The organism is Dyella sp. (genome assembly GCF_035277725.1).
Taxonomy (GTDB): domain Bacteria; phylum Pseudomonadota; class Gammaproteobacteria; order Xanthomonadales; family Rhodanobacteraceae; genus Dyella_B.
In genome coordinates, this window is record NZ_DATEJY010000030.1 from 70268 (window position 1) to 94169 (window position 23902).

The following is a 23902-nucleotide window of genomic DNA, read 5'->3' on the forward strand; positions in this document are numbered from 1 at the left end:
TGGGCTCCGCGTCGCCCGATAAATGGACGGCCATTTCAGCAAGGTCATCGTGAAGTTTTAGCCGAGGTTGCCCGCTTGACTGACCAGGTCGGCAGCCCGGCGTGTTCAACCGGCGAGGCGCTGCCTGGGCATGCCGTACAAGCGGAGGCTGAAAGCCACGCCACTGCCGTCTTCCAGATTGCGCGCCGAGGCCACGCCGCCATGGCGCTCCGCCACCAGCCGCACCACGTACAGACCAAGGCCGAGATGCGGGGCATCACCCGGCGTGGCCTTGTCGCGCAGACTGACCAGCGAATCGAACAGCCGTCCCTGCATGGCGGCGGGCAACGGCGGCCCCTGGTTGGCCAGCTCGATCTCCGCGCCACCATCGACCGGACGAAGGCTGAGCCGTAGCCAGCCATCGGCGGGGGTGAACGAGAGTGCGTTGTCGAACAGCTTGTCCAGCGCCTGCGCGATCAACTCGGGAGCGCCGTGCAAGTGAACCGGCTGATCCGGTAGCACGCATTCCAAGGGGCGCACGCCCGCCAGCGGTCGATAGGCGTCGGCGCAACCGGCCACCACGTCCACCAGATCCACGTCTTCCGGCTCGGCAGCGGCAATGGCGCGCTCCATCCGGCTGGCTTCGCTCATGGCGCGCACCAGCGTGCCGAGGCGCGCCACGCCGTCACGCGCACGGGCCAGGTAGGGCTGTGCTTCGTTGGATAGTTCGGCGTGTTCGAGGTTGTCCAGCGAGGACTTTACGATCGCCAGCGGCGTATTGAGTTCATGCGACAACTTCGAGGCCAGCGTGCGCAGGTAATCGGTATAGCCGCCGACAGCCTCGAACAATTTTTGGAAGCTGCGTGCCAGATCGCCGATCTCGTCTTCCGACTCGGCCATCGGAAAGTGACTTTGGATCATTTGGCCATCCAGACGGCCGTCATTGACTTGCGCGCGCTCCACCGCATCACGCAAACGCCCCAGGCGCAGGCTGAGCCGCGTGGCGAAGAACAGCAGAACGGCGCCGGCGATAAGCATCACGCTGAAACTGGTCAAGAGCAGGCTCAGGAAGGCACGATTGGCCAGCAAGGGCACGGCACGGCTGGCCTGTTCGAGCAATAGCACGCCCACCACGGTCTGGCCACGCTCCACCGGCACGGCCGTCGCCAACACCACGCTGTCGCGCTCCTCGCCCTGGCGCCATACGGTGGTTGCCCGGCCATCGCGCGCGTATTTCACTTCGGGCAGATCGAGACGCGGTGCATCGCTGGTCCAGGCTTGGGCTTGTTCCAGCGGGTTGGCAAGCAACCAGTGGTAGATCACCGACGACCACCAACTCGGCTGCGGGCCGGACGTTTTCAGGCGGCCACTTTGTGCAAGCAGCCAACCCTGCGGCGTGACGAGTCGCGTGCGCGTATCGTCGGGCGACAGTTGCGCCAGCTCTTGCGACAGATCCTGCGAATAACGCCACAACGGCCGCACATCTGCCGCGAGCGGATTGCCACCATCGGCGGCGGTGTAAATCCCTACTCCCAGCGTACTCAAGCCGAGACCGCGCGGCAGACGCAGTTCGACGTGGTAGCCACTGCCATCTTCTTGCCATTGCCCGATGATCCGGTCCGGCAAATCGCCGGCGGGCGGATCGAGTGTCAACGCCGTAAAAGCACCGGGTGCGGCGCTCGCAATGAGATAACGCCGATGCTGATCGCCTTGCACCAGATCGAGCAGGACATGATCGGCCGAGAGCGCATTGATATCACCGGCATCCGCACGAGTGCGGGTTCCCGTCCGCACGTCGATATGGAGATAGAAGCCGTTGTCGTCCTCCGCCAGCAGCAATTTGTTCTGCTTGCCGAGCGATTGGCTCCACGGTGTCATCGGCGCCCAATCATCGCCATAGCCGTCGACGACGATGGGGTTCACCGCCTGCTGCGCATACCAGCCCTTGCCCGGTTGCGGCAGCGGCATGTCGGTGACGGCAAGACTGCGCGCGATGGCGGTGGCTGTCGCGGTCAGCGCCTGCTCCTGTCCCTGGCGTAACAGAGTTTCCATCTGACGCACATATAGCCAGCCCGCGATCGGCAGCGCGAGCGTGCAAAGGGCGACAAGCAGAAGTTGTTGGCGCAGGCTCATGCTTGAACGACGTTACGGTTTCGCTGCAGCCGCAGGCGACGGCTTGGACTCCGGCACGTAAGTCATATAGACGGAATCCTGCACCACCTGCTTGAAGGTATCGATCAACGCCTGTCGATTCGGATCCGCCGCGCTGACCGTCATCGACCAGCTGTAGCGAACGCCACTTTTCTTGCCGGGATCGCAGAACACCACTACGTCGTCGATATGGTCGGAGCCTTGATAGAGCACGCCCTGGCAAGCGCTTGCGCGTGGATTCCTCAGCGGGAATGCGTTGGCTTTGCCGTGGGCATCGGACTGCAGGTAATGCTGGCGATCGTCCTGCAGCTCCGCATCAAGCGTGGGCAATTTGGCCGGCCAAACGTTGAGCACCATGACGCGCTCCGGCTTGCCTGTCCACGCGCCTTGATACAGCACCAGACTGGCGCCAATCGTGGCGGCGTAGGTGCAGCAATCCTGCGTCCAACCCTTCGGCAGATCGGTGCTGATGGACCAAGCAGGCGCGTTGCCGTCCGTTTTGCCGTGCGCCAGCACGTCTTGCGGATGAGACCCCCTGGCGCATGCCAGTGGCGTCAGTGCACTCAGCAGCAAAACCGGCCACAAACGTCGCATCACGGACGCCACCGGTAGCCAACGCCATGCACGGTTTCGATGGCATCGAACTCCGGCGCGACCGCAATGAATTTCTTGCGGATGCGCTTGATGTGCGAGGTGATGGTGGCGTCATCCACCACCAATTCCGCTTCACGCATCAATTGGTCGCGGTTTTTCACGTGACCGGGAAAACGCACCAAGGTATGCACCATCCAGAACTCGGTCACGGTGAGCGGCACTTCCACGTCGGCCCAAGTGACGCGCATGCGCTCGGATTCCAACTTGAGCGGACCATGTCCGATCACCGTTTCGCTGGAGGCCGGCGCCTTCAACGATTCGATGCGACGGAACAAGGCCGCGATGCGCGCCGCCAGCTGATGCAGGCTGGTGTCCTTGCTGAGGTAATCGTCGGCCCCCAGGCGCAGGCCGGAAATCACATCGAAATCCGAATCGCGTGCGGTGAGAAAGATGATCGGCAGCGTCGACGATTTCGCGCGCAGCTCGCGGCAAAGATCGAAGCCACCTTCTGGCTCGTCGCCCAGACCGATGTCGATGATCACCAGCTCCGGCAGGCGGATGGCGAAGGCATTGGAGGCCTCCTGCCGCGAGCCGTAGCCGCGGGTGTCATAGCCGAAGCGGTTCAGCGCCTCGACGTAATTGGCGCGGATAAGGGGTTCGTCTTCGACGATGGCGATGTTGCGTCCCATGTGGATTCCTCGTGAGGATGGCGCGCAGGGTGCTATGCGGCACGGCGCTTGCGCAAGCCGGGCGTGCAGCTTGCCCGCGTTCTGCCATATTCCATCGCCCCCGCGCCCTTGAGGTGCCGGCCGCGGCGCCCCGCTGAGGTGTTTGATATCTCCAACGCTACCGAGCAACGAGTCTTACCCATGCGCGCCGACCCCTCCGTCGATCCGAATGCCGAACTGCGTACGTTCGAACCGCTGCGCGTGGTGCTGGCGCTGGGCTCGCTGCTACTGGCCGCCCTGATCAGCCTGTACTGATTTCATGACGTGAAGCTGCCGTGGAAGGCATGGGCGCGGCCGGTGCGCCAAGGATGGGTACCGGTCGCGCCACCCGGCGGGGTGAATGCCTTGCAGCTTCCAAACCCATCCACCGTTTTCCGGTCAATGCTGGTCCTCTGGCGTTCCTTCCCCTCCCACGGAGGGGATTTTTTTGGGCGGAGAAATTTTTCACACCTGGCGGGAACCATTCAAAGGGAGCCATGTCCGATTACATGGCAGGCGCATAGTCCATTGCCGTGGAACTCGCCGAGGTCTGATTGACGGCCGAGCCTCCCGTCCTTCTGACCGCGTGCAGGCTGCAACTGCCGATGGTGTCTCCTCTAGCGTCATGATGACGCCCCTCCAACCCGGCGCAGACTTCCCCCTGTGCCGGGTTTCTCTTTTTCTAAAATTCGAATCAGCCGATCGCGGCGCGCATCTTGGCGATCACCGCGGCGTAATCGTGCGCGCCGAAGATGGCCGAGCCGGCCACGAAAGTATCGGCACCGGCTGCCGCAATCTCGCCGATGTTGTCCGCCGTGACGCCGCCATCGATTTCCAGGCGAATCGAGCGCCCGCTTTCATCGATCAGGCGACGCACGCGACGCAGTTTCTCAAGCGCCTCAGGAATGAATTTCTGGCCACCAAAGCCAGGATTCACCGACATGATCAGCACCAGGTCGAGCTTATCGAGCACATGATCGAGCCAGTTCAGCGGCGTGGCAGGATTGAACACCAACCCCGCCTGGCAACCCGAATCCTTGATCATGCCGATGGTGCGATCCACATGCTCGGAGGCCTCAGGATGGAAGCTGATCAAGCTGGCGCCCGCCTTGGCGAAATCCGGCGCGATGCGATCGACCGGCTTCACCATCAGGTGCACGTCGATCGGCTTGGCGATGCCATAATCGCGCAATGCCTTGAGCACCATCGGCCCCATGGTGAGGTTGGGCACGTAGTGGTTGTCCATCACGTCGAAATGCACCCAGTCGCCGCCGGCAGCCAACACCTTGGCGGTGTCTTCGCCCAATCGCGCGAAGTCGGCGGAGAGGATGGAAGGAGCAATGACGGGGGACTGTTTCATAGCGGCAATAGGCATTGAGGGAATAAGGAATAGTAACGCGTGGCGCTGTCACCATTCCCTATTCCCTCACTTGAAGCCTCGCTCCGCCTTGATGCGCTCGTACGCCGCGTTGATCTCGCTGGCGCGGCCCTCGGCACGCTTGCGCATTTCGTCGGGCAGATCGCCCAGGCGGTCGGGATGATGTTCGGAAATCAGCTTGCGATAGGCGCGCTTGATGGCGCGCTCATCGGCATCGCGGGTAATGCCGAGCACGGCGTAAGGATCAGGCCCTTGCGTGTTCCGCTGCGGCGGCACGTAACCACCGCCAGTGCCGTAGGCACGCCCACGCGCGCCAGCCGCGCCTTGCCAGACGTAGCCTTTCATCGCCATCAGGGCCATCAGCTCCATGTCGCTGATGCGCAGGGCGAATGCGAGCTGGCGCAGGATTGCCATTTTTTCCGGTGACGGATTGCCTTCAGCCAGCACCGTTTCGATCACCACGTCCAGCAGCGGGAACGCGTGGTCACGGCGCAGCCCCACCCATTGGCGCAGCGCATTGATCGGCGCGGTGACGTCGAACTCGGGTTGTTTGCCTTGGTTGAAGGCATGGATGGCCTGCTGACGTGCCGTGCCCTCCAACCCCATGCGCGCCATGATGCGCTCGGCAATGGCGATTTCGGCTTCCGATACGCGGCCGTCGGCTTTGGCGATGGCGCCCAGCAGTGCGAACAGCGGCGTAACGTAGCCGCCGGCCTCGGGAGTCGCGGCGCGGCGTTGGCTGTAGCGCAAGTTGTCGAGCACGAAACCGACGATCGCGCCCACGCCCATCCCGACGAAGCCATGGCCAAGCAGCAGGCCCGCCATGGCGAACCAGAAGGTATAGGTGTAGCTCATGGATGCGCGGCAGCCGGTAGTTGCGGCGTCTGTGCGCTGTACCAGCGCGCCAGCTGATCCAGTTCCGCGTCATTGAGCGGACCGGTGGCGGTGCGCATCAGCGGCACGTTGCGCGTACCGTCGCGGTAGTCCTGCAACGCCTTGCGCAAATAGTCCAGCCGCTGGCCCGCGAGATTGGGCGCGCCTGGCATCTGCGCCATGCCCATTTCACCATGGCACGCCGCGCACAGGCCCAGCCGCACCGGCTTGGTTGGCAGATCGGCAGCAAACGCTGGCAGGGCACCGGTCAAACCAAGTGCCGCGAACAATACGAATCGCATCGGGGAGCACGCAGGCGTTAAAGCCATGCATTCTATAGCAGCCTTGCTGACGGCAGCGGCCGGTACAATAGCGGGCTTGTCACACTGATCGGAGCGCGCCGTGCCCACCACCCTGCTGCAATCGAACCTGCCTGGACTGGAGCTGATCCACCGCGGCAAGGTGCGCGACGTCTATGCGCTGTCCGGCCATCGCCTGCTGATCGTGGCCACGGACCGCCTCTCCGCGTTCGACGTGGTGCTGCCCGATCCAATCCCCGGCAAGGGCGAGATGCTCACGCAGATTTCCAACTTCTGGTTCGGCAAGACGGCGCACATCGTGCCTAACCATCTCTTGCACACCCCGCTGGAGGAAGTGCTGCCTGCAGGCACGGATATCTCCCTGTATCGCAAGCGCGCCGTGGTTACCAAGCGCCTGAAGCCGGTGCCGGTGGAAGCGATCGCCCGCGGTTATCTGATCGGCTCGGGCTGGAAGGATTACCAGGCCACCGGTTCGCTGTGCGGTATCAGGCTGCCCGCCGGGCTGCGCCAGGCCCAGCAGTTGCCGGAGCCGATCTTTACGCCATCGACCAAGGCCGCCGTTGGCGATCACGACGAGAACGTGAGCTTCGATGCGGTGATCGCAGCCGTCGGCAAGGACTTGGCCGAACAAGTGCGCGACGCAACGCTGGCAATCTACAAATGGGCCGCCGCGTACGCGGCCGAGCGCGGCATCATCATCGCCGACACCAAGTTCGAATTCGGCACCGATGAAGACGGCAAGCTTTACGTGATGGATGAAATGCTGACGCCCGATTCCTCGCGCTTCTGGCCGGCTGACGAGTATCAGGTCGGCATCAGCCCGCCGAGCTATGACAAGCAGTTCGTGCGCGATTATCTGGAGACGCTGGACTGGAACAAGAAAGCGCCCGGTCCGCGTGTTCCGGCGGAAGTCATCGCCGGCACGTCGGCCAAATACGCCGAGGCACTGCAACGCCTGGCTGGCATCACTCTGGAATGAATGCCTGGGCTTATCTCGCGCTGGCGATCGTCGCCGAGGTGATCGGTACCAGTGCACTGAAAGCCGCCAATGGCTTCAGCCAACTGGTGCCGAGCCTGGTGGTGATCGCTGGTTACGGCACAGCGTTTTATTGCCTGGGCCTTGCACTGCGCAGCGTGCCGCTTGGCATCGCCTATGCGATCTGGTCGGGCGCAGGCACCGCACTCATCGCGCTGATCGGGATCGTGCTGTACAAGCAGAAGCTCGATCCTGCCGCCATGCTCGGCATCGGGTTGATTGTGGCGGGCGTGCTGGTGCTTAACCTCTTTTCCAAGAGCGCCGCGCACTGATGGCGCTCGCCGCGGATCAACGCAGCATGCGCGAATGGCTGGACAGCTACAGCCAGGATCATCAACATCCCATCAATCGCTTGCTGCACTGGATCTGCGTTCCGCTGATCGTGTGGAGCGCGCTGGCTCTGCTATGGACGGTGCCGGTGCCGACGTCACTGTTGCGTCCCGGCGCCTACGCAGTGTTTGCGATCGTGTTGGCATTCGCGTGGTACTGGAAGCGTTCGCATCGTCTTGGCGCTGCTTTGCTCATCGCATTGGTGATACTAGCGCTGATCTGCGCTTGGGTATTTGCGCCACTGGGAACGGCTCGCATGCGCTGGCTGGCGCTCGGCGTGTTTGTTGTGGCGTGGATCGGGCAATTCATCGGCCATCTGTTCGAAGGACGACGGCCGAGCTTCTTTACCGACCTTGCCTATTTACTCGTCGGCCCGGCGTGGCTGATGGACAAGCTGTTGAACCGCATCGGCCTCAAGGAAAAACCATGACCGGTTTTCTTGCATTGCTCAGCAGCTTGATCTGGTGGGTATTGTTCGGAAGCATCGGCGCGGTGTTGCCAAGCCTGATTGCCTGGATCGTGCTGCGCTGGAGCGAAGGTGCGCCGGTGGTGTTCAACCGCACCTATCTTGCGTGCCTGATCTGGAGCCTGCTCACGTTGTTGATCGGTGCGATGGCCGCAGCGCATGCCGGCATTACGCGTCCACCGTTGGGTCCGTTGCTTGCAAGCGGTGCGTTTCGGGTAGCGCTGGTGCTGTCGATGTTGATTGGCGTGGCCGCCCTGTGGCGTTTGATTCCACGCGTGGATGCGCGTCGGATTCGCATCGGCAGCGCGTGTGTGGCGGTCGGCGTGGTGATGGCGGTAGTGTTTGGTATCGCCACTACGCTGATCAGCACCTGAGACGCGCAGGTTGGGGTGCGACCCCCAACATCGCCATGCGTGGATGCATCACGATGTTGGGGGTCGCACCCCAACCTACCGCATCTCAGCCAATCACTTTCTTTACCGCATCCACCACGTGCGACACGGTGAAACCGAAGTGCTCGAACAATGCCGGCGCCGGTGCGGAAGCACCGAAGGTGGTCATGCCGATGACCTCGCCATCCAGGCCGACGTACTTGCGCCAGAAGTCGGCAGTGGCCGCCTCCACCGCCACGCGCGCGCGGCACCAGCCGGGCAGCACGCCTTCGCGGTATTCGAGCGGCTGGGCATCAAATACCTCGTTGCAGGGCATCGACACCACGCGTACCGGCACGTTCTGCTGCGCCAGCGTGCGGGCGGCTTCCATCGCCAGCTCCACTTCAGAGCCGGTGGCGATCAGGATCGCCTTGAACTTCGTATCGACCGGATCGAGCAGCACGTAGCCGCCGCGCTTGATATCGGCCAATTGCTGCGCCGTGCGCTGCTGATGCTTGAGCGTCTGGCGCGAGAAGATCAGGCACGACGGGCCATGCTTATGCTCGATCGCCTCCTTCCATGACACCGCCGACTCCACCGCATCGCACGGACGCCATACGCGATTGTTTGGAATCAAACGCAGCGAAGCGAGATGTTCCACCGGCTGATGCGTGGGGCCGTCTTCGCCCAGGCCGATCGAATCGTGCGTATACACGTGGATGGAGTGCGCAGGAATCAGCGCGCTCATGCGCACCGCGTTGCGCGCGTAATCGGAGAACACCAGGAAGGTGCCGTCATACGGAATGAAACCACCATGCAGCGCAAGGCCGTTGGCGATCGCCGTCATGCCGAATTCGCGCACGCCGTAATGCACGTAGTTGCCATCCGGACCGGTGACGCTCTTGCTGCCCTTCCACATGGTGAGGTTGGAGCCGGCAAGATCTGCCGAACCGCCGATCATTTCCGGCAGCAGCGGACCAAATGCATCCAGCGCCATCTGCGAGGCCTTGCGTGAAGCGACATCCGGACCATCGGCGTTGACCTTGTCGACATAGGCTTGCGACAGCTTGGCCCAATCCGCCGGCAGTTCGCCGGCCGTGCGGCGGCGGAATTCCGCGGCGAGCTCGGGAAAGGCAGCTTCATACTTGGCGAAAAGTTCGTTCCATTGCTGCTCGCGCTCGGCACCGATCTTTTTCTTGTCCCACGCCGCATAAATGTCTTGCGGGATTTCGAAGGGCGGATAACGCCAATCGAGTTCATCGCGTGCGGCGGCGACTTCATCCTTGCCCAGCGCCGCACCGTGCGATTCTTCCTTGCCCTGCTTGTGCGGAGCGCCGAAGCCGATGATGGTCTTGCAGCAGATCAAGGTGGGCTTGTCGCTCTGCGTGGTCGCCGCGGCAAACGCCTTTTGCACGGCGTCGGCATTGTGGCCGTCGACGCCGCGGATCACGTTCCAGCCATAAGCCTCGAAGCGCTTCGGGGTGTCGTCGGTGAACCAGCCTTCCACTTCGCCGTCGATGGAGATGTTGTTGTCGTCGTAGACCGCGATGAGCTTACCCAGCTTCCACGTACCCGCCAGCGAAGCGGCTTCATGCGATACGCCTTCCATCATGCAGCCGTCGCCCATGAACACGAAGGTGTGGTGGTCGACGATGGTATGGCCGGGGCGGTTGAAGTGTTGAGCGAGCAGCTTTTCTGCCAGCGCCAGACCGACCGAGTTGGCGAAGCCCTGGCCAAGCGGGCCGGTGGTGGTTTCCACGCCTGGGGTTTCGCTGGCTTCCGGATGCCCAGCGGTCTTGGAATGCAGTTGGCGGAAGCGCTTGAGTTCCGCCATTGGCAGGTCGAAGCCGGTCAAATGCAGCAATGCGTACTGCAGCATCGAGCCGTGGCCGTTGGAGAGCACGAAGCGGTCGCGGTTGGGCCACTTCGGGTTGACCGGGTTGAACTTCAGGTAATCGTTCCACAGCACTTCAGCGATATCGGCCATGCCCATCGGCATGCCGGGGTGGCCGGACTTGGCTGCCTCCACGGCATCCATGGCTAGGGCGCGGACGGCGTTGGCGAGTTCGCGGCGAGATGTCATCAGGGGTTTCTCCGGAGGCGGGCGCAAAGACAATTATTGTCGCTGATCGTCCGCTGTCTGTCGTCCAATGCCGACAGCCCTTTGATTTCATGGCTTAAACACGGCCTTAATTCGTTCTCCGGCCAGGGGAGATTCCCGGCAGCGCTCCCTTTTAATAGCCCCGCTGCACGTCGCAGCCGTTCCATTCGATCGCCCTCCCCTCGCGACTCGGATCTGGAAACACAAAAAGACAAAACGGAGGTTCCCCATGCGCAAGATCCTTCTCTCCGCGGCAGTCGCCGCTGCGGGCCTCATCGCCCTTCCCGCGTTTGCCCAGGACTCGTCGGGCTACCTGCCGACGCAGACGATCGGTTCCGGCAACTGGTTCATCGATGCCGGCATTGGCCGCACCGGCAGTTCCACCAGCGGCGGCTTTGGTTCCAACATCGGCAGTGACTTCAACTTCGGCAAGAGCCAGCGCGGCCGCAAGACCGGCTACAACCTGTTTGGCGGCTATCGCTGGAAACTCGGTCCGAACCTGGCGCTAGGTGCCGAAGCCGGCTATGCAGACCTTGGCAATTTCAAGCTGCAGAACACGTTCAATGGCGACAAGATCGACCAGACCTCCACCACGCAAGCCCTGCGCGGCTGGCTGGTCGGCGCCAATGGCCGCATCAACCTGGCTACGCAGTGGTATCTGTCGGCACGCGGTGGTTTTTTCCACGCCAACGGCTCGGACCATATCTACGACAACGTTGACCAGAACCTCGGTGAATTCACCACGGCCAAGTCCGGCCGCAACGGTTGGTACGCTGGCGTGGGCACCGGCTGGGATATCGACCAGCACTGGGGTGTCGGCCTGAGCTACGACTACTACCACGCCAACGCCGGTCGCGTGCGGCTGGCCGATCAGGAGATCGCCACGCTCAAGCGTTCCACCAGCATCCTTTCGCTTACCGGCGAATATCGATTCTGAGTGTCAGGGATGGGCGGGACATCGCGTCCGCCCATCCCTTCGTGCACGTAATCTTAATCAACTCTTAATATTGAACTCGTCGGTATTGAATCTATCGGACACGTCCTTACTTCATGAAAGCGCACGCACAAGCATGCGCACGGGGTCGCCGGCTTCCCCCCTAGTGCCGGACACACCTCGATCAAAAAGCATGACAAGGAGTACTCCATGAAGAAGACGTTGTTTGCTGTTGCTCTCGCCGCTATGGGCCTGGCCGCCGTCCCCGCCGCTTTCGCCCAGAGCGCTCCCACCCAGACGGCCCAGCAGGGCTGGTACATCGACGGCGACGTCGGGTACGGTCAGATCAACAAGGGTCCGTACGACTCCCAAGGCGATGCCATCGGCGGCATCAAGGGCGGCTACCGTTTCGCCATCAATCCGGAAATGTCGGTCGGCGTGGAAGCCGGTTACCAGTACCTGGGCCGCATCGATGCGCGCTATTCGAATGACTCCTCGCTGCGCTCCAAGCTGTATGGCCCGACGCTCGGCGCCAACCTGCGCTACAACTTCACGCCCAAGTGGTATGGCGAAGTGCGTGCCGGTGCCTTCTACGCGCAGGGCCAGGGTTTGACCGATAGCTACAACTCAAGCTACCAGCGCTTCGATCGCACCCGCTATTACGCCGGCGTGGGCGTGGGCTACAACCTGACGGACAACTGGAGCGTAGGCGTGAACTACAACTACTACGACGGCTCCAACCGCAACCATGGCGTGCAACTGCAGACCAATGCATACACGGCGTCCGTGGAATATCGCTTCTAACAGGGTGAACACGAGCGGGGCTTTCGCAAGATTGTCCCCTCGCCCCAACCCGCTCCCCGAAGGGGAGAGGGCGCGAACGAAAAAGAGCGCCTTGCGGCGCTCTTTTTTTATTGACCCGCATTGAAGCGGGATCAGCCCTTCCACTGCCCCAGCGCTGCCAGGCCATTGTCCTTGGCGCGCGCATGCACAACCTTCTGTGCGTCAGCGTAGTTGGCCTTCATGTCCTTCGACCACAGCTTCAGCGCGGCCTGCTGCATGGCGCGGCCATAGGAGAACGACAGCGGCCACGGGTGCGGGCCCATGCGGTTCATCGCATTGAGGTGCGCGGTGGACTGTTCGTCGGTCTGGCCGCCGGAGAGGAACACGATGCCCGGCAGCGTCGCCGGCACGGTGGTCTTGAGCACGCGCACGGTGGCTTCGGCCACTTCCTCGACGTCGACCTGCTCATCCGCATCCTTGCCCGGAATGACCATGCTGACCTTCAGGATGGTGCCTTCCAGCAGCACGTTCTGCTCGTAAAGCGCATTGAACAGGCTGCGCAGCACGGCCTCGTGCACTTCGTAGCTGACTTCGATCGAGTGATCGCCGTCCATGATCACTTCCGGCTCGACCATCGGCACCAGGCCAGCTTCCTGGCACAGCGCGGCATAGCGGGCCAGTGCCTGGGTATTGGCTTCGATCGCGGTAGAGCTGGGGTTGTCTTCGCTGATGTTGATCACCGCGCGCCACTTGGCGAACTGCGCGCCGAGTTTTACGTACTCGGCCAGGCGCTCGCGCAAGCCATCGAGGCCTTCGGTGATCACGTCGCCCGGGAAGCCGGCCAGCGCCACGGTGCCCTTGTCCACCTTGATGCCCGGAATGATGCCGTTCTTCTTCATGATCTGGGTAAACGGCACGCCATCCTTGGTGGATTGGCGGATCGTTTCGTCGTACAGGATCGCGCCGGAGATATGCTCGGAGAGGTTCGGCGTGGTGAGCAGCAACTCGCGATAGGCGCGGCGGTTCTCCTCCGTGTTCTCGATGCCGACCGATTCGAAGCGCTTCTTGATCGTGTTGGTCGATTCGTCGATGGCGATGATGCCCTTGCCGGGGGCCACCATGGCCAGGGCTACGCTCTCGAGATCTTCAATGCTCATGGGACGACTCCGTAAAACTTTGGCGGCGCGAGGCCGCAAGGCAGGGAGGCCACCCTAGCGGGCGGACAAGGTGGAAAGCGCGCGATTATAGCCCCACAGGGGTGCCCTGACCCATTTGCACAGGTGCCATCGGCTTTGTCCGCTCTCAGACCACAGGACTGACGGCGAAGGCAGACTGGCTGTCTGTCGAGCCGACAGGCCGAAGGGATGGGTGCGAACAAAGCCGATGGCGCCTGTGCAAATGGGTCAGGGCGCTCCCTTTCGTTGGGGCGTTCACAGCCGGCCCCGGGGGCCGTCAGCCCTGGCCGTAGCCAGGCAGCTTGCAAGGCGCCATCAGCTGTGCGCGCTGGGCGGGGTCGTCGGGAGAATTGAAAGGAACGATGTAGTAAGTGCTGACCGGCATGTGGTTTTTATTGGTCAGCGAGGGTCCATACCGGAAGTTGGACACCGCGCTCACTGCCGCTTTGCCGAGATCGCTCTTCGGCACCATCTTGGCCACCTGCACGTTCATTGGCACGCCGTCGCTGCCGATCGTGTAGGTCACGGCAATGCAGCTGGGCTTGTAGATGTTGACGCCGCTGTTGGGCACGTCCACCGAAACATCGCGATTGAGCAGAATCCACTGATTGGACAACTGCTCCGGTGCCACCCTCTGCGCCTCCTGGGCCATGGCCGGCATGCCGGCTACCAGCAGTGCGGCCACGAGCAGGGATGGAGCAAAACGAGTTGTCGTGCGCATGGCGAAACCTCCGATGGAGCAGTGGGGACGTGGCATCAGTCTAGCCAATTGGAAAAATCGTCGGCACTGCCCAATCCCACCTCCGCACTCGTCGGCGACCGTAGGTTGGGGTGCGAACCCCAACATCGCCATGCATGTCGCGCCCGATGCTGGGGTTCGCACCCAACCTACGCGGCATTACAGGTCGCGCAGGCTTTCCACCATGCCGTCCGCACCCACCGACAGCAGCTTGAGCGTATTGGTACCGCCGCCCTTGCCGATGTGGTCGCCATGCGTCAACACCACACGATCGCCCTCGGAAAGCTTGCCGGCGCCGAACAACTGACGCACGGCTTCGCGCGCCGAAACGGCCGGATTCAAGGTGTCGTGCGTGAACTTCACCGGCTGCACGTCGCGCAGTACCAGCATGCGGCGGCGTGCATCGTCGAACGGCGACAGCGCATAGATCGGCACGGCGCTGCGGTAGCGCGACAGCCACTGCGCGGTCGCGCCGGATTCGGTCAGCGCCACGATCGCGCGCACACCGATCTCGCTGGCCAAGATCATGGCTGCCAGGGCGATGGCCTGGTCGGTACGATCCAGATGATGGCCATCCTTGGTGAGCGTTTCCTTCGGCTCGAACTGACGCTCCGCACCCAGGCAGATACGGCGCAATGCCGCCACCGCCTTGTCCGGATGCGCGCCGGCGGCCGATTCTTCCGACAGCATCACTGCGTCCGTGCCGTCGATCACCGCATTGGCCACGTCCAGCACTTCGGCGCGCGTGGGGATCGGCGAGCGCACCATCGACTGCAGCATCTGCGTGGCCGTGATCACGGCGCGATTGCGCTGCACGGTTTCGCGGATGATCTTCTTCTGCAGGCCTGGCAGTTCGGCATCACCGATTTCCACGCCGAGGTCGCCGCGCGCCACCATCACTACGTCGGAAGCGTCGATGATCTCGCCGAGCACCGGAATCGCATCGGCGCGCTCGATCTTCGCCACCAGCGACGCATTGCCGCCGGCTTCCTTCAGCAGGCGACGCGCGAGGTCCATGTCGGCGGCGGAGCGCACGAACGACACCGCAAGAAAATCCGCGCCGATCTCGGCGGCAAGCTTGATGTCCGCCTTGTCCTTATCGGACAACGCATCGACGGAGAGGCCGCCGCCCTGGCGATTCAACCCCTTGCGATCGGAAAGACGTCCACCGATCAGCACCTGGCAACGGATCTCGGTGCCGGCCACTTCAAGCACGGTCAGCGCGACCAGGCCGTCGTCGAGCAACAGGATGTCGCCCGCGTTCACATCTTTGGGCAAGCCAAGATAGCTCACACCCACGCGCGTGGTGTCGCCGGGCGGTGCGTCGGCGCGGCAATCGAGCACGAACGGATCGCCGTCGCGCAATTCGATCGGACCGTTGGCGAAACGCTCCACGCGAATCTTCGGCCCCTGCAAATCCGCCAGGATGCCCACCTCGCGGCCAACCTTTTCGGCTGCCTTGCGCACCGCCGCCGCGCGTGCGCGGTGATCGTCGGATTGCCCATGGGACAGGTTGAGGCGTACCACGTTGACGCCTTCGGCGATGATTTTTTCGAGCATGCCGGGCGCGTCGGTGGCCGGGCCCAGGGTGGCAACGATTTTGGTGCGGCGGGAGTGTGTGTCGGTGGCCATTGCGGGGAGTTTTGAAATTTGTCGGACGAGACTAACAGAACACCATGGCTGCACTGCAATATCTTTTTGCGTGCAATCGTATGCAAGATTGCGTGTGGCAGCGCCGCAAAGCGGGCGGACGGCAATTTGGACGGCTAGACGTAAATGGGTTTATCTCAAGCATGCATCGCTGACCGGCGCTCATTGGCGCCGGCTTTGGGCTACAGCACGTGGATACGTTCGCGCATGGTCGTCGGCGATCGGTGTCACAGAACTGCACTTCGCTCGCATGACGCATCGTCCATGCGGCCGTCCTGATCAGCCGTTCTGCAACGCCAGGTTCAAAACTTCAGCCAGCCGCCTGCCCGCTTCACGCAGCCGGCTGTCGGCCACCGGCAATTCCGCATCCACATAAGCCTGATCGATCTTGTGACTGGCCGGGTAAATGTCGCGCGTCATTTGGCACGACTCTTCCGCCCACTGCGCCGCAGGCTTATCGAGCGGCGCCATCGGCGCGGGCAACGGAGCGATGCCTTCGGCGTCGAGCCGCTTGGCATACGCCTTCCAATCCAGGCCGCGGGTGCCGAGCAGGCCCGAATCCCACACCCGATGCAGATTCATGCCCTGCCCCTGGAATTGCACTTGATAGGTGTTGCCGCCGGCATCGTCGCGGTAGCCACCATGCAGGGGCTGATGAATATCACCCACGAAATGCACCACGAATTTCAGCGCCTGCAACCTTGCCGCATCCGGCTGGCTACGGTCGCTCAGGATGGCAACGTAGCGCGGGATCGCTTCCACCACGCACTGGCCGTTCTTGCAATCGCGCGGCGGCACGTACTTGCAGGAAGGATCGCGGAAGTCGATGTAGTGCTGCGCACGCGTTGCCTTCCACAGATCCTGCTGCCTGGGATCGTTGCGGATCTCGTCCGGCCAGCTGGCGATATCGGCCAGCGACGTGGTGTGATCGAGCGCCAGCAAGTGCGCCACTTCCGCCGCGGCCGTCGGACTCAGATGCCGCTGCGCCAACTCAGCCACCACGCTGTGCCCGAGTGGCCCCCACGCATACGCGCCGGGCGTGATGGCCACGCTGGCGAACAACGCGGCGGCAAGGCGACGGGCGGAAAGCATGCGGAGACTCCTAATAAGCAGCCGAGGATGATGCCACACGCCTGATGACAATCAGGCGTGACTGCTGTGCACCACAGCACCCGCGGCATCGCGCACGCTGACGTCTACCGTGACGCCCTGCCGCACGCTTTCGGTGACGATGCAGAAATCCTCGAATTGCGCCAACGCGCGCTCGATGTGCTCAAGTGCCGCAGTGGGTTCGGCCAATTGCAGCTCCACCTGGATGCGCGTGACGCGCAAGCGGCCGTGTTCGTTGCGTTCGAGCATTGCGCGGGCCTTGGTCACCAGTTTGTCCGGCGCGTTCTTGAACTTGCGCAAGGCAAACAACAGGCTGGCAGACAGGCAGTTCGCCACCGCGGCAACGAGCAAGCGGCCGGGATTAGGCCCGGCCTCGCCACCCAGCGGTGCGGTTTCATCCGTAGTGATGTCCGGTATGGCGGTGCCGTCGAAGCGCACCCGGAACTCATACTCACCGGTCTGTTCCAGGGTCAGTTCAATCAGCTGCTCACCGCTCATGACATTTCCTCACTTATGGATGGTCACGCATCATGCACGATTCCCGGCGCATGGCCGTTGCCCGGATGAGGGATGCGGCCGGTTCGGGCTAGAATGCGGGTTTCGGCGGCCCCTCTGGCCGCCGCTTCGCTGCCCCATCATCCTTTGGAGGACGCTGTCTCATGGCCATCAAGGTCGCCATCAATGGTTACGGTCGTATCGGCCGCAATACGCTGCGCGCGCTGTACGAAGCCAAGCGCACGAATGAAATCCAGATCGTCGCGGTGAACGACCTCGGCAACGCCGAGACCAACGCGCACCTCACCCAGTACGACACCGCCCACGGCCGGTTTCCGGGCGAAGTGACGGTGGAAGGCGGCGAGCTGGTCGTCAATGGCGATCGCATCAAGGTCTGCGCAGAGCGCGATCCGGCCAAGCTGCCGTGGGCCGAGCTCGGCATCGACGTGGTGCTGGAATGCACCGGCCTGTTCACCTCCAAGGCCAAGGCCGGCGCGCATCTCGCTGCAGGTGCCAAGAAGGTGATCATCTCCGCTCCTGGCGACAAGGACGTGGACGGCACCTTCGTGTATGGCGTGAACCACGACAAGATCACCGCTTCGCACCAGGTGATCTCCAACGCTTCCTGCACCACCAACTGCCTGGCGCCGCTGGCCAAGGTGCTGCACGAAAAGATCGGCATCGTGCACGGCCTGATGACCACCATCCACGCCTACACCAACGACCAGGTGCTGACGGACGTCTACCACTCCGACCTGCGCCGCGCCCGCTCCGCCACGCACTCGCAGATCCCGACCAAGACCGGTGCCGCCGCCGCGGTGGGCCTGGTGCTTCCGGAACTCGCCGGCAAGCTCGACGGTTTCGCCATCCGCGTACCGACCATCAACGTCTCGGTGGTGGACCTCTCCTTCGTAGCCGCACGCAACACCACCAAGGAAGAAATCGACGCCGCCATCAATGAAGCCGCCAACGGCCCGCTGAAGAGCATCCTGGCCGTGAACACCAAGCCGCTGGTGTCGATCGACTTCAACCACAACGCGCACTCCTCCATCTACGATTCGACGCAGACGCGCGTGATGGGTGGAACGCTGGTGAAAGTGCTCAGCTGGTACGACAACGAGTGGGGTTTCTCCAACCGTATGCTGGACATGACCAAGGCGTTGGTGGCGGCGAAGTAAGCTCAGCCATACGTCACAAAAAAAGCCGGGTTTTCCCGGCTTTTTTCTTGCCCGGAGCGTCCTCTTGCCGCACGAGTGCGATAGCCGCCGGTGGTAACATGACGTCATGCAAGAACCATCCAGACTCGACGCTTCGCAGATCGCCCACCTGGTCGATCGCTTCTATGAAAAGGTGCGCGTCGACTCCCTGCTCGGCCCCGTTTTCAACGCCGCCGTTCACGATTGGGACGACCACAAGCGCACGCTGACTTCCTTCTGGTGTTCGGTTGCACTGCGCGCCAACAGCTATCGCGGCAACCCGATGGCGGTGCATCGCATGCAGCCCAGCATTCGCACCGAACACTTCGAGCGCTGGCTGTCGTTATGGAAGGCGACCACGCGCGAAGTGCTGGACGAAGCCGACGCGCAGCTCATGCTTGAACATGCCGACCGTATCGGGCGCAGCTTGCGGTTGGGGATGGGCCTGCCGGAACGCCTCGGCGAGACTTCGTTCGCCATTCCCGTGATCGGCCGTAGCTGATGCGCATATCCATCGCCTCGCGGCAAAGAGGCGATGGACAGGGCAGTCATCTCAATCAGCCAAGCGCTTTCAGTGCGGCATCGTAGTTCGGCTCGTTGGCAATCTCGCCGACCAGTTCGGTGTGCAACACCTTGTCCTGTTCGTCCAGTACCACGACCGCGCGCGCAGCCAGGCCAGCCAGCGGACCGGAAGCGATCGCAACGCCGTAGTTCTTGAGGAAATCATGGCCGCGCAGCGTAGAGAGCGTCACGACGTTGTTGAGGCCCTCGGCACCGCAGAAACGTGCCTGTGCAAACGGCAGGTCCGCCGAAATGCAAAGCACGACGGTGTTATCGAGCTGGCTGGCTTTTTCGTTGAACCTGCGCACCGAAGTGGCACACGTCGGCGTATCGATGCTGGGAAAAATGTTTAGCACCTTGCGCTTGCCGTCGAAGCCAGCGAGTGCGGTGTCGGAAAGATCCTTGGCAACAAGGCTGAAGGCAGGCGCCTTGTCGCCCACGGCCGGAAGCTGGCCATCGACTTGAACCGGATTGCCTTTGAGGGTGACTTGCGACATGTGTAGCTCCTGGCGTCTGCGAGTGAAGGATCGCCGGAAGATAGCGCCGATGATTCGGCGCGTCACCTGTTCGTATTCACGCGGGCAGCGCAGGTTGGGGTGCGAACCCCAACATCACGATGCCGGCACGAACAAAATGTCGGGGTTCGCACCCCAAGCTACAGAGGCGCGATGCGTTGCTCGATCGCACCGAAGATCGAAGCGCCCTGCTTGTCGGTCACTTCAATGCGCAAGGTATCGCCGAACTTGAGGAACGGCGTACTCGCCTTGCCATCGCGCAGCGTTTCCACCGTGCGCTGTTCCGCCAGGCAAGAAGCACCCTTGCTGGTATCTTGATTGGCAATGGTGCCGGAGCCCACGATGGTGCCCGCCGTAAGCGGCCGTGTCTTGGCCGCATGTGCCACCAGCTGGGCGAAGTTGAACTGCATGTCGACACCGCATTCGGCTTCGCCGAACCACTTGCCGTTGAGCCAGGTGCGCATGGGCAGATGGAGCTTCTCGTCTTGCCATGCATCGCTGAGTTCATCGGGTGTGACGAACACCGGCGACAACGCCGAGCGCGGCTTGGACTGCAGAAACCCAAAACCCTTGGCGAGTTCGCCCGGGATCAGATTGCGCAAGCTGACGTCATTGACCAGGCCGACGAGTTGAATATGGCCGGCAGCCTGCTCGGTGGTGACGGCCATCGGCACGTCATCGGTAATCACCACCACTTCGGCTTCCAGGTCGATGCCGTAATCCTCGCTCGGCACGACGACAGGATCGCGCGGCCCCAGAAACCCCGCACTCGTCGCCTGATACATCAACGGATCAACGTAGAACGACTCGGGCACTTCCGCACCACGTGCACGACGTACGCGTTCGACGTGCGGCAGGTAAGCACTGCCATCGACGAATTCATAAGCGCGCGGCAACGGCGCCGCCAGGGAAGCCATGTCCAACGCAAATGCGCCGACTGCCTTGCCGGCGTTGAGTTCATCCGACAGGGCATTCAGGCGCGGCGCGACGTTCGACCAGTCATCGAGCGCAGCTTGCAGCGTTGCGGCAATACCCGTGGCTTTCACGGCGTGCATGAGATCACGTCCGACCACGACCAGGGTGCCGTCGCGACCGCCTTCCTTCAGACTGCCCAGTTTCATGCATTGACTCCATCGGCTGCAGGGATGGGCAGCCCATTACATCGTTGATTGAGGTTACGGTCTCGATAGCTCTTCGCCATCACCGAAACAAGCCGGCTAGTTTAGGCGCGGCCTGGATCGAAGTGCTTGGCGATGCCCTGCCAGCATTGGTAGTAGTCGCGTTGAAGCTGCGGTGCATCCAGCGCCTGTTTGGTGGGACGGATCACCTTGCGCGTTTCGAACATGAAAGCCATGGTGCCGGTGATGTGATCCGGCTTGCTGACGTCAGCATGGCTTGCCTTTTCGAATGTTGCCGCATCCGGGCCATGGCCGCTCATGCAATTGTGCAGACTCGCGCCGCCCGGCGCGAAACCGCCGGCCTTGGCGTCGTACACACCCTCAATCAGTCCCATGAATTCACTGGCGACATTGCGATGGAAGTACGGCGGACGGAAGGTACGCTCAGCCACCAGCCAGCGCGGCGGAAAGATCACAAAATCCACGTTCGCGGTACCGGGGGTGTCGCTGGGCGAGGTCAGCACGGTGAAGATGGACGGATCGGGATGATCGACGCTGATCGAGCCGACCGTGTTGAAGCGCGTGAGGTCGTATTTATAGGGAGCGTAGTTGCCGTGCCATGCGACCACATCCAACGGCGAGTGGTCGATTTCCGCCTTCCATAGCACGCCCTGGAATTTCGCGATTAACTGGAAATCGCCTTCGACGTCTTCATAGGCGGCATGCGGTGCGAGGAAATCGCGTGGCAACGCCATGGAGTTGGCACCGATCGGGCCGAGATCCGGCAGGCGCAACAGCGCGCCGAAGTTTTCCGCGACGTAACCGCGTGCTTCGGCATCCAGCAGGTCCACACGGAAACGCACGCCGCGCGGAATCACCGCAACTTCCAGCGGCTTGATGTCCAGCACGCCCAGCTCGGTAGCGATGTGCAGGCGGCCCAGCTGCGGCACGATCAATAACTCACCATCCGCGTTGTAGAAGAAGCGCCCTTGCATTGAGCGATTGGCCACATACAAGTGAATACCGCAGCCAGCTTGTTCGGCAGCACCGCCGTTGCCGGCGATGGTGACCAGGCCGTCGATAAAATCCGTCGGTTGCGATGGCAGTGGCAGCGGATCCCAGCGCAGTTGGTTCGGCGTGGGCGGCGCTTCGTCGAAGCGATTGTGGAAACTCGCATGCGCAAGCGGCTCGAATGGCTTATGCATTGCCGCAGGTCGAATACGGTACAACCAGCTGCGATGATTGGTGTGGCGCGGCGCAGTGAACGCGGTGCCGGATAGCTGTTCCGCATACAAACCATGCGCGACACGCTGCGGCGAATTCTGGCCCACTGGCAGCACGCCAGGTATCGCCTCGCTGGCGAATTCATTGCCGAAGCCGGATTGGTAGCCGTTCGATTGCATCATCAAGCTCGCTCTTGCCTCGTCCAGACTCCCCTCTCCGGGAGAGAGGCTCGTAGGCTGGGATGACAATCCCAGCTTTCTCATCACTTCACGCCCCGTAGGCTGGGTTGGCGCAGCGTAACCCAACGATGCCGCTCGAACATGTTGGGTTACGCTGCGCCAACCCAACCTACGCCTGCCATCTTAGATTTAGAGATCACAGCACGCCGCGGCGCATCTGGTCGCGCTCGATCGACTCAAACAACGCCTGGAAATTGCCTTCGCCGAAACCTTCGTTGCCCTTACGCTGGATGATCTCGAAGAAGATCGGGCCGATGTTGTTCTGCGTAAAGATCTGCAGCAACTTGCGCTGCTTGGTTTCCGGATCGGCATCGATCAGGATCTTGTTCTTCGCCAAGCGCGGCACGTCTTCGCCGTGATTGGGAATACGCAGATCGATCACGTCGAAATAGGTGTCGGGCGTATCCAGGAATTCCACGCCTTTCGCACGCATCGCTTCCACCGTCTCATAAATATTGTCGGTGAAGCAGGCGATGTGCTGGATGCCTTCGCCATGATACGCATCGAGATATTCGTTGATCTGGCTCTTGGGGTCGCTCGATTCATTGAGCGGAATGCGCACGATGCCGTCCGGTGCGGTCATCGCTTTGGACACCAGGCCGGTCTTGGCGCCCTTGATGTCGAAGTAGCGGATCTCGCGGAAATTGAACAGGCGCTCGTAGTAATCGGACCACTGCTGCATGTTGCCGAAGTACAGGTTGTGCGTGAGGTGGTCGATGAAGGTGAGGCCAAAACCGGCCGGATGCAGCTCGGCGCCCGGTACCGGCTCGTAATCGCCGTCGTAGACATCGCCGGCATGGCCGTAGCGATCCACCAGATACAGCATGCAATCGCCGATGCCCTTCACTACCGGCGCGTTCACCGCCTTGGTATCGACCTTGCCCGCTGGCGCCTCGCCGCCATTGGCCAGTACCGCCTTCAACACCTCGTTGGCAGCCTTCTTGAAGCGGATCGCAAAGCCGCAGGCACAGGGGCCGTGCTTGGCAGCGAAGTCGGCAGCGAAGGAGTCGGGATCTTCGTTGACCAGGAAGTTCACGCCGCCCTGCCGGTAGACGGTGATCGGCCGGTGCTTGTGCTTGAGCACCGCCGTAAAGCCCATGTTCTGGAATAACCTATGCAAATCGCCGCCGCGGCCTGCCGGGGCGGCGAATTCAACGAACTCAAATCCGTTGATGCCCATGGGGTTCTCGAAGGTGGTGACTTGCATGCCGAGATTGGGTTGGGCGTTCATGGCGCTCTCCTGGTAGGTCGATGCGCGACGACAGCGATATCAGCGTTCCACTTCATGCCGTTATCGGGCCATCATCGGATTCAGACGACCCTTATAGTTACAACTGAAACTAATTGCAAGGAACACCGCCGCAAATGTCCCATCCGCGCAAGCCCGCCCCCGCTGGAGCCGAACACGCTCCCCTAGAACTGGAGCGCTTCCTGCCCTACCAGCTGTCGATCCTGTCGAACACGGTGAGCCAGGGGATCGCGAACGACTACCAGCGCCGCTACGACCTGAGCATGACCGAGTGGCGCGTGATGGCAGTGCTGGCCCGGTTCCATGGACTCTCTGCGCGCGAAGTAGCCGAACGCACGGCGATGGACAAGGTGGCGGTCAGCCGCGCGCTGGCAGGCCTGGTCGAAGCCGGCCGTGTGCACCGGGAAACCCACGGCAACGATAAGCGCCGGTCGGTGCTGAGCCTGACCGAGGCCGGTTGGCACATTCACGACGACGTGGCGCCGATGGCCCGCGCGCATGAGCGCGAGCTGCTGGCCCGCCTGGATGAGAACGAACGCCAGTGGCTGGCGCGCATTCTGGACAAGTTGCTGGAAGATGCGCCGGGCATGAAACCCGGCGAGCGCTGA

At 62.3% G+C, this 23902-nt stretch carries 25 protein-coding genes; 9 read left to right on the forward strand and 16 right to left on the reverse strand.

Going from position 1 to position 23902, the window contains the following annotated elements; translation table 11 throughout:
- Nucleotides 1–105: 105 nt before the first annotated feature.
- From VJR68_RS02300 to VJR68_RS02325, 6 genes are all read right to left on the reverse strand, one after another.
- Nucleotides 106–2112 carry an ATP-binding protein gene (locus tag VJR68_RS02300; protein ID WP_324145927.1) on the reverse strand — a complete coding sequence of 669 codons (2007 nt, stop codon included), beginning with the start codon at nt 2110–2112 and terminating at the stop codon, nt 106–108.
- 12 nt (nt 2113–2124) lie between these two features.
- Nucleotides 2125–2724: a hypothetical protein gene (locus tag VJR68_RS02305; protein WP_324145970.1), complete on the reverse strand. Its 600-nt coding sequence runs from the start codon at nt 2722–2724 to the stop codon at nt 2125–2127.
- Nucleotides 2724–3413, reverse strand: coding sequence for a proteobacterial dedicated sortase system response regulator (gene pdsR / locus VJR68_RS02310; protein WP_324145928.1), 690 nt, complete (start codon nt 3411–3413; stop codon nt 2724–2726). The genes VJR68_RS02305 and pdsR overlap by 1 nt, the downstream gene beginning before the upstream one ends.
- A gap of 712 nt (nt 3414–4125) precedes the next feature.
- A complete protein-coding gene (gene rpe / locus VJR68_RS02315) occupies nt 4126–4791 on the reverse strand; it encodes a ribulose-phosphate 3-epimerase (protein ID WP_414647721.1) in 666 nt (221 codons plus the stop codon).
- Between the two features lie 66 nt (nt 4792–4857).
- The gene (gene djlA, locus VJR68_RS02320; protein WP_324145930.1) at nt 4858–5664 is read right to left on the reverse strand and encodes a co-chaperone DjlA; all 807 of its coding nucleotides are present in this window, start codon (nt 5662–5664) and stop codon (nt 4858–4860) included.
- A complete protein-coding gene (locus VJR68_RS02325; protein ID WP_324145931.1) occupies nt 5661–5984 on the reverse strand; it encodes a c-type cytochrome in 324 nt (107 codons plus the stop codon). The genes djlA and VJR68_RS02325 overlap by 4 nt, the downstream gene beginning before the upstream one ends.
- A gap of 100 nt (nt 5985–6084) precedes the next feature.
- Here VJR68_RS02325 and VJR68_RS02330 point away from each other — a divergent pair, with 100 nt between their 5' ends.
- The 4 genes from VJR68_RS02330 to VJR68_RS02345 are packed head-to-tail and all read left to right on the forward strand — an operon-like array spanning nt 6085 to nt 8208.
- Complete coding sequence (locus VJR68_RS02330; RefSeq protein ID WP_324145932.1) at nt 6085–6981, forward strand: phosphoribosylaminoimidazolesuccinocarboxamide synthase; 897 nt, start codon at nt 6085–6087, stop codon at nt 6979–6981.
- Complete coding sequence (locus VJR68_RS02335) at nt 6978–7310, forward strand: multidrug efflux SMR transporter (RefSeq protein ID WP_324145933.1); 333 nt, start codon at nt 6978–6980, stop codon at nt 7308–7310. The genes VJR68_RS02330 and VJR68_RS02335 overlap by 4 nt, the downstream gene beginning before the upstream one ends.
- Nucleotides 7310–7798 (forward strand): DUF962 domain-containing protein, encoded by a 489-nt coding sequence (locus VJR68_RS02340; protein ID WP_324145934.1) that lies wholly within the window; start codon nt 7310–7312, stop codon nt 7796–7798. The genes VJR68_RS02335 and VJR68_RS02340 overlap by 1 nt, the downstream gene beginning before the upstream one ends.
- A complete protein-coding gene (locus VJR68_RS02345; RefSeq protein WP_324145935.1) occupies nt 7795–8208 on the forward strand; it encodes a hypothetical protein in 414 nt (137 codons plus the stop codon). Before VJR68_RS02340 ends, VJR68_RS02345 begins: the two co-directional genes overlap by 4 nt.
- Before the next feature lie 85 nt (nt 8209–8293).
- On the opposite strand, the gene tkt is transcribed toward VJR68_RS02345, so the two are convergent.
- Nucleotides 8294–10288, reverse strand: coding sequence for a transketolase (gene tkt, locus VJR68_RS02350; RefSeq protein WP_324145936.1), 1995 nt, complete (start codon nt 10286–10288; stop codon nt 8294–8296).
- A gap of 247 nt (nt 10289–10535) precedes the next feature.
- Between tkt and VJR68_RS02355 the strand changes: the two genes are divergently transcribed.
- Nucleotides 10536–11243, forward strand: a complete 708-nt coding sequence (locus VJR68_RS02355; RefSeq protein ID WP_324145937.1) for an outer membrane protein — start codon at nt 10536–10538, stop codon at nt 11241–11243.
- 207 nt (nt 11244–11450) lie between these two features.
- Nucleotides 11451–12044, forward strand: a complete 594-nt coding sequence (locus VJR68_RS02360) for a porin family protein (RefSeq protein ID WP_324145938.1) — start codon at nt 11451–11453, stop codon at nt 12042–12044.
- Nucleotides 12045–12175: 131 nt separating this feature from the next.
- On the opposite strand, the gene VJR68_RS02365 is transcribed toward VJR68_RS02360, so the two are convergent.
- From VJR68_RS02365 to VJR68_RS02385, 5 genes are all read right to left on the reverse strand, one after another.
- Nucleotides 12176–13180, reverse strand: coding sequence for a class I fructose-bisphosphate aldolase (locus VJR68_RS02365; RefSeq protein WP_324145939.1), 1005 nt, complete (start codon nt 13178–13180; stop codon nt 12176–12178).
- A 295-nt stretch (nt 13181–13475) separates the two neighbouring features.
- Nucleotides 13476–13919: an energy transducer TonB gene (locus VJR68_RS02370; RefSeq protein ID WP_324145940.1), complete on the reverse strand. Its 444-nt coding sequence runs from the start codon at nt 13917–13919 to the stop codon at nt 13476–13478.
- 177 nt (nt 13920–14096) lie between these two features.
- Nucleotides 14097–15569 (reverse strand): pyruvate kinase, encoded by a 1473-nt coding sequence (gene pyk, locus VJR68_RS02375; RefSeq protein ID WP_324145941.1) that lies wholly within the window; start codon nt 15567–15569, stop codon nt 14097–14099.
- Nucleotides 15570–15866: 297 nt separating this feature from the next.
- Complete coding sequence (locus tag VJR68_RS02380) at nt 15867–16679, reverse strand: S1/P1 nuclease (RefSeq protein WP_324145942.1); 813 nt, start codon at nt 16677–16679, stop codon at nt 15867–15869.
- 51 nt (nt 16680–16730) lie between these two features.
- Nucleotides 16731–17195 carry an OsmC family protein gene (locus VJR68_RS02385; RefSeq protein ID WP_324145943.1) on the reverse strand — a complete coding sequence of 155 codons (465 nt, stop codon included), beginning with the start codon at nt 17193–17195 and terminating at the stop codon, nt 16731–16733.
- A gap of 161 nt (nt 17196–17356) precedes the next feature.
- Here VJR68_RS02385 and gap point away from each other — a divergent pair, with 161 nt between their 5' ends.
- Both gap and VJR68_RS02395 read left to right on the forward strand, forming a co-directional pair.
- On the forward strand, nt 17357–18370 hold the full coding sequence (gene gap, locus VJR68_RS02390; RefSeq protein ID WP_324145944.1) for a type I glyceraldehyde-3-phosphate dehydrogenase: 1014 nt from the start codon (nt 17357–17359) through the stop codon (nt 18368–18370).
- Between the two features lie 106 nt (nt 18371–18476).
- A complete protein-coding gene (locus tag VJR68_RS02395) occupies nt 18477–18890 on the forward strand; it encodes a group III truncated hemoglobin (RefSeq protein ID WP_324145945.1) in 414 nt (137 codons plus the stop codon).
- Nucleotides 18891–18945: 55 nt separating this feature from the next.
- Here the strand turns inward: VJR68_RS02395 and tpx are convergent, their stop codons facing one another.
- The 4 genes from tpx to hppD all read right to left on the reverse strand — a co-directional run bounded on the left by tpx (nt 18946) and on the right by hppD (nt 23276).
- Nucleotides 18946–19446, reverse strand: coding sequence for a thiol peroxidase (gene tpx / locus VJR68_RS02400; RefSeq protein WP_324145946.1), 501 nt, complete (start codon nt 19444–19446; stop codon nt 18946–18948).
- Between the two features lie 158 nt (nt 19447–19604).
- Complete coding sequence (locus VJR68_RS02405) at nt 19605–20585, reverse strand: fumarylacetoacetate hydrolase family protein (RefSeq protein WP_324145947.1); 981 nt, start codon at nt 20583–20585, stop codon at nt 19605–19607.
- 101 nt (nt 20586–20686) lie between these two features.
- On the reverse strand, nt 20687–21988 hold the full coding sequence (gene hmgA / locus VJR68_RS02410; RefSeq protein WP_414647723.1) for a homogentisate 1,2-dioxygenase: 1302 nt from the start codon (nt 21986–21988) through the stop codon (nt 20687–20689).
- Nucleotides 21989–22181: 193 nt separating this feature from the next.
- Entirely contained in the window at nt 22182–23276 is a 1095-nt protein-coding gene (gene hppD, locus VJR68_RS02415; protein ID WP_324145948.1) for a 4-hydroxyphenylpyruvate dioxygenase, read from the reverse strand.
- A 134-nt stretch (nt 23277–23410) separates the two neighbouring features.
- Here hppD and VJR68_RS02420 point away from each other — a divergent pair, with 134 nt between their 5' ends.
- The gene (locus VJR68_RS02420; RefSeq protein ID WP_324145949.1) at nt 23411–23902 is read left to right on the forward strand and encodes a MarR family winged helix-turn-helix transcriptional regulator; all 492 of its coding nucleotides are present in this window, start codon (nt 23411–23413) and stop codon (nt 23900–23902) included.